We start from the raw sequence: 4515 nt of genomic DNA on the forward strand, positions 1-4515 counted from the left end.
TGGCATATGGGATCGATCTCATTGCCGAGCATATCAAGCTTGTCACCGGCGAGGACCGGTCCCACCTCCAAGGCGCGGATTGACTTCGATCACGACTGGGCCAAGCTTCGTCCAACGGAATTCAATGCATGTTGGCCCCCAGCCGAGGCCGAGAGCTTGCAAACAGCTCAGCGATACATCGGCGATGCGCTTATGGTTGCTATCTGTCAGCGGTGCTGGAAAGTTGGAACTACAAAACACAAAATGCGGGGGGCAGCCAAAGTCAGAGGCGGTAATCCCGATAACCTCACTTCCCATAACGTCGACGCAATAATACGGGCCTTGTGCGAATTCTTCGACCAGTATCCGAGGCGAAGACCGCCATATGTGCTTCCCGTCCAACAGATTGGTCGTATGTTCGGCCAATTCGTCGGCGCTGCGGCACAGTCGGACACCGATGCTGCCGCTGCCTACGGCTGGCTTGACAATTACCGGGAGACCGATCTCCGCGGCGGAGCTTTGTACGTCCGCCCTATCCGCCGCCAAGCGAAAAGCGGGTATTGGAACGCCGGCCTCTCGAAGGAGCCGACGTTGCGTGAACTTGTCGCAGCATCGTTCTATAGATTCGGGGTTCGGTCCCGGTAGATCGAAATGCCGGCAGAGCTTGCCAACTGTCGCACAGACCGAGTCTATGGGGCCTGTAATGCCTGCAATGTCATAGCTCGCACGCAGCCGGGAACATTCGCGGATCAGCGCATCGAGATTGTCTGTATCGATTCGGATCGTCTCAACCCTTTCCGGCGCATGATGATAGTCATAGCGTGTTGGATCAGCCGATAGGGTAATTGGATGAAGACCAAGACGCCGTGCCGCTTTGACGTAAAGCGGACCATTGGACCTTGTACCTTCAACGAGGATGAGCGCTCTTTTTGACACTGCTGTTGACCTTCTGTTGCGAACTGGGCGGGGGTCAGAGTGTAGAGTGGCAGCATCTTTGGCTGTACCTTCCCCTCGGACCTTGGGGTGAACGTACCATTCGCAGCGAATAGCGATCGCAAAGATTTCGTAATTTTAGTTGTAGGATTATTTCGCGGTTTCGGACACTCATGGTTGAGCACGTCTGACGCCGAGCCCGCCGGTCTGCCAGTGGCATGGCCAGTCGCGACCGATGCATTTCGAAGGGTGCGATGTTCAAAGGAAGATGTCTTGTGTGTAAAAGCCCAAATCTAATTCGATGCGTGAAGAAGCGTTCGGGCGGCAGCCTGGGCCCTTTATCGTTCGGACCAAGCGATGCGCTTGGGATTTTTCTTCATAATAGCGCCACTACGAGATCGGCCGTCCGTCGAACGATGCGGCATAGTCAAGGGCGCCTAAGGGTGCTAGTAAACGCTACCTAACCAGCAGAGGACCGTCACTAAAGGGCGGAAGCGGACCGCAGTGGCCGATCTGCCGACCGGTCCGAGTGACCCGGATCGACAGTGCTCTCGCTCGAGGTGGAGGCCGTTATCGTGCCTTCCGGCGCAACACTATCTAGTTTGTTCCATCAATGCTTATGAACCCATCATACGCAAGAGCTTCCCCGCTATGCTAAATTTAGAATGCGAGCTGCTCGACGGCGGCCGCCGCTCAGGCATGGCATCGCCTTATTCCAGTTCATCGGGGCGTCTACAGCCCACCACACCGACGTCCGGCTGGCTTACGCTCCAAACGAAACGAGTCCCGTGCGGACGTTGAGACCTAACCCCGAAATGTCACGAAACCGGCGCGCCCACACCCATACCTCAGGCAAGAATCAAGCTGATCGGGATACCGCCCGGACCGCCGCGAAGTACCCGAGCGACCTGCGTTCTTGTCTCCTGCTCTCAAAGCACCAATCATCGGCAATGACAATCCCTTATTAGGCGCCATCTCCGAAGCTACGGGTGCAGGGGCGGCAGAACGGTTCCTCCCCAGGGGGGCCGATTGACCAATGGATTAAGTCAACAGCGCGCTGCAGTATCGCCTTGGTGTCAGTAATGCTTGGTGAAACCACGGTGACATATCCGATAGCGTCTCGGACGTCGCCTTTCCTGACGATCCGCGTCTTGGGTTCAACATACAATTTAACCTCGGCGACACCTGGCACGGCAGCTGCCCGACCGTTGCCATCGATCCAATCGAGAGTGCCGTCGCAAGCAGGAACCAGAATGCGCGCGGCCGCAATATGCGAATGCCTTTTGCGCAAATTCCATTCACCGCCGATGACAAGCTTGATATGCTCGGTGATGAGATCGACACCATAGGCCAGCTGGACCAGTTCAGGGGTTGGCGAGCCAGCAAGACGCGGATTGACTTCAATGACGACTGGGCCAAGCTCCGTCCACCGGAGATCAATGTTCGTTGGCCCCCAGCCAAGGCCGAGAGCTCGCAAACAGCTCAGCGAAACATCAGTGATACGCTTATACTCGTAATCGGTTAACGCGGCCGGATAGGTGTACTCACGAGAGATGAAATGTGGCAGGGGGCCGAAGTCAGCGGCGGCGACTCCGAAGACCTCGTTCCCCATTATCTCAGTGCTGTAATGGGAGCCTTGTATGAACTCTTCGACCAAGATCCGCCGTGAGGGCTGCTTCCCACCCAACAGATAGGTCGTATGTCTGGCCAACTCGTCGGCGTTGCGGCATAGCCGGACACCGCTGCTGCCGGAGCCTACGGCTGGCTTAACAATCACCGGCAGACCAATCTCCGCAGCACAGCTTTCTACGTCGGTCGCATTCGACGCCAAACGATAAGCAGGTACCGGAACGCCGGCCTCCGCGAGGAGCTTACGTTGAGTGAATTTATCGTAGCATCGTTCGATGGATACCGGATCCGGTCCCGGTAGATCGAAATACCGGCAGAGCTTGCCGACTGTCGCATGTACCGACTCGTCGAGGCCCGAAAAGCCGGTAATACCAGCGATGTCATAGGTCGCACGCAGTCCGGAACATTCGCGGATCAGTGCGTCCAGATTGTCTGTATCAATCCGGATTGCCTCAATGCTTTCTGCGGCAAGATAGTCGTATTGATTTGGATCAGCCGACAGTGTAATTGGAGATAGACCAAGACGCCGGGCCGCATTCACGTATAGTAGACCAGTACCCCTGTGGCCTTCAACCAGAATAAGCGCTCTTTTGGTCATTGACGTTAATCCTCCGTTGCGTGCTGTGCGCCGGTCTGAGGGTGAATAGGCATCAGCTTTTAATCCGAGCCTGACCTCAGCAGGCAGTGAAGGTACCATTGTCAGGGAACTAGGGTCGCAAAGCTTTCGTAAATTTAGTTGAAGGTTCTGTGCATCATTCTGGTTGTCCAGTTGGACGTGGCTCGGCGCTTCCCTGATCACAAACCAGCACACGACCTCGGTCCGGGCCGATGAGGGCGAAATCCGAAAGCTCAGCTACTCGACAATGATCTGAGACGCGAACCCTTACGTAGCTGGTTTTGCTTTGACCTGCACGGGTAATTTCCTCCATCTGAGATTAGAATCCGGCCTCGATTGAAGGACGGACTGACGAAGAGAAAGCGGTTTACGGAAGAGCAGATCATCACGGTTCTGCGTGAGCATGAGGCGGGAGCAAAGGCGGGCGACCTGGCGCGCAAGCATGGGATCTCCGAGGCGACGCTATATAACTGGAAGGCGAAGTATGGCGGGATGGACGTCTCCGATGCCAAACGGCTGAAAGCCTTGGAAGACGAGAACGCGAAGCTGCTCGCCGACCAGATGCTCCAAGCGTCGGCAACTGCGCGAGCTTCTTTCAAAAAAATGGTAGGGCCCGCCGCCAAGCGCGAAGCCGTCGCGCATCTGCAGGCCGTCATGGGCGTGTCGGAGCGTCGGGCCTGTTCCTTCGTCGGTGCCGATCGCAAGATGGTCCGCTATCGGTCCCGGCGTCCGCCGGAGACGGAGCTGCGCAAGGTTACGCGGCCTCGCCAACGAGCGCCGCCGCTTCGGCTATCGACGCCTGTTCATTCTGCTCCAGCGAGAGGGCGAGCCATCAGGGGTCAATCGCATCTACCGGCTCTACCGCGAGGAGGGCCTGACGGTGCGCAAGCGCCGGGCACGGCGACGAGCGGTCGGCACGCGGGCGCCGATTCTGGTTGAGGCGAAGCCGAACGCGCGCTGGTCGCTGGACTTCGTCCATGACCAGTTCGCCTGCGGGCGGCGGTTCCGGGTGCTGAACATCGTTGACGACGTGACGCGCGAATGCCTTGCCGCGTCCCGGACACGTCGATCTCCGGTCGGCGCGTTGCTCGGGAACTGACTGACCTGATCGCCCGGCGCGGCAAGCCGGACATGATCGTTTCCGACCACGGCACAGGTTCACCTCGAACGCCATCCTCACCTGGTCGAAGGATCATCGCGTCGAATGGCATTACATTGCGCCGGGCAAGCCGATGCAAACGGATGTTGTAGAATAGCCCCTTCTTCTCATTCGGCGGCTTTTTCCACAGCCTTCGGTCGTTCGGGCCTCGTTCGCCATCGGGAAGTCTCTGCTGCATAGGCAGCTTCTGCCTTTTCGA

1 protein-coding gene and 2 pseudogenes are annotated in these 4515 nt (G+C 57.5%); 1 reads left to right on the plus strand and 2 read right to left on the minus strand.

The genetic code is table 11. The features are described 5' to 3' along the window. Positions 1–51: 51 nt before the first annotated feature. Together E5W87_RS34190 and E5W87_RS34195 are read right to left on the minus strand one after the other, a co-directional pair. Positions 52–915, minus strand: a pseudogene (locus tag E5W87_RS34190) (acetyl-CoA carboxylase biotin carboxylase subunit family protein); the annotation flags it as partial. Between the two features lie 961 nt (positions 916–1876). After that, complete coding sequence (locus E5W87_RS34195) at positions 1877–3139, minus strand: acetyl-CoA carboxylase biotin carboxylase subunit family protein (RefSeq protein ID WP_292407982.1); 1263 nt, start codon at positions 3137–3139, stop codon at positions 1877–1879. A gap of 366 nt (positions 3140–3505) precedes the next feature. Between E5W87_RS34195 and E5W87_RS34200 the strand changes: the two are divergent. Next, positions 3506–4395, plus strand: a pseudogene (locus tag E5W87_RS34200) (IS3 family transposase); the annotation flags it as partial. Positions 4396–4515: the final 120 nt, after the last annotated feature.

It is taken from the genome of Mesorhizobium sp. (assembly GCF_004962925.1).
GTDB lineage: Bacteria > Pseudomonadota > Alphaproteobacteria > Rhizobiales > Rhizobiaceae > Mesorhizobium.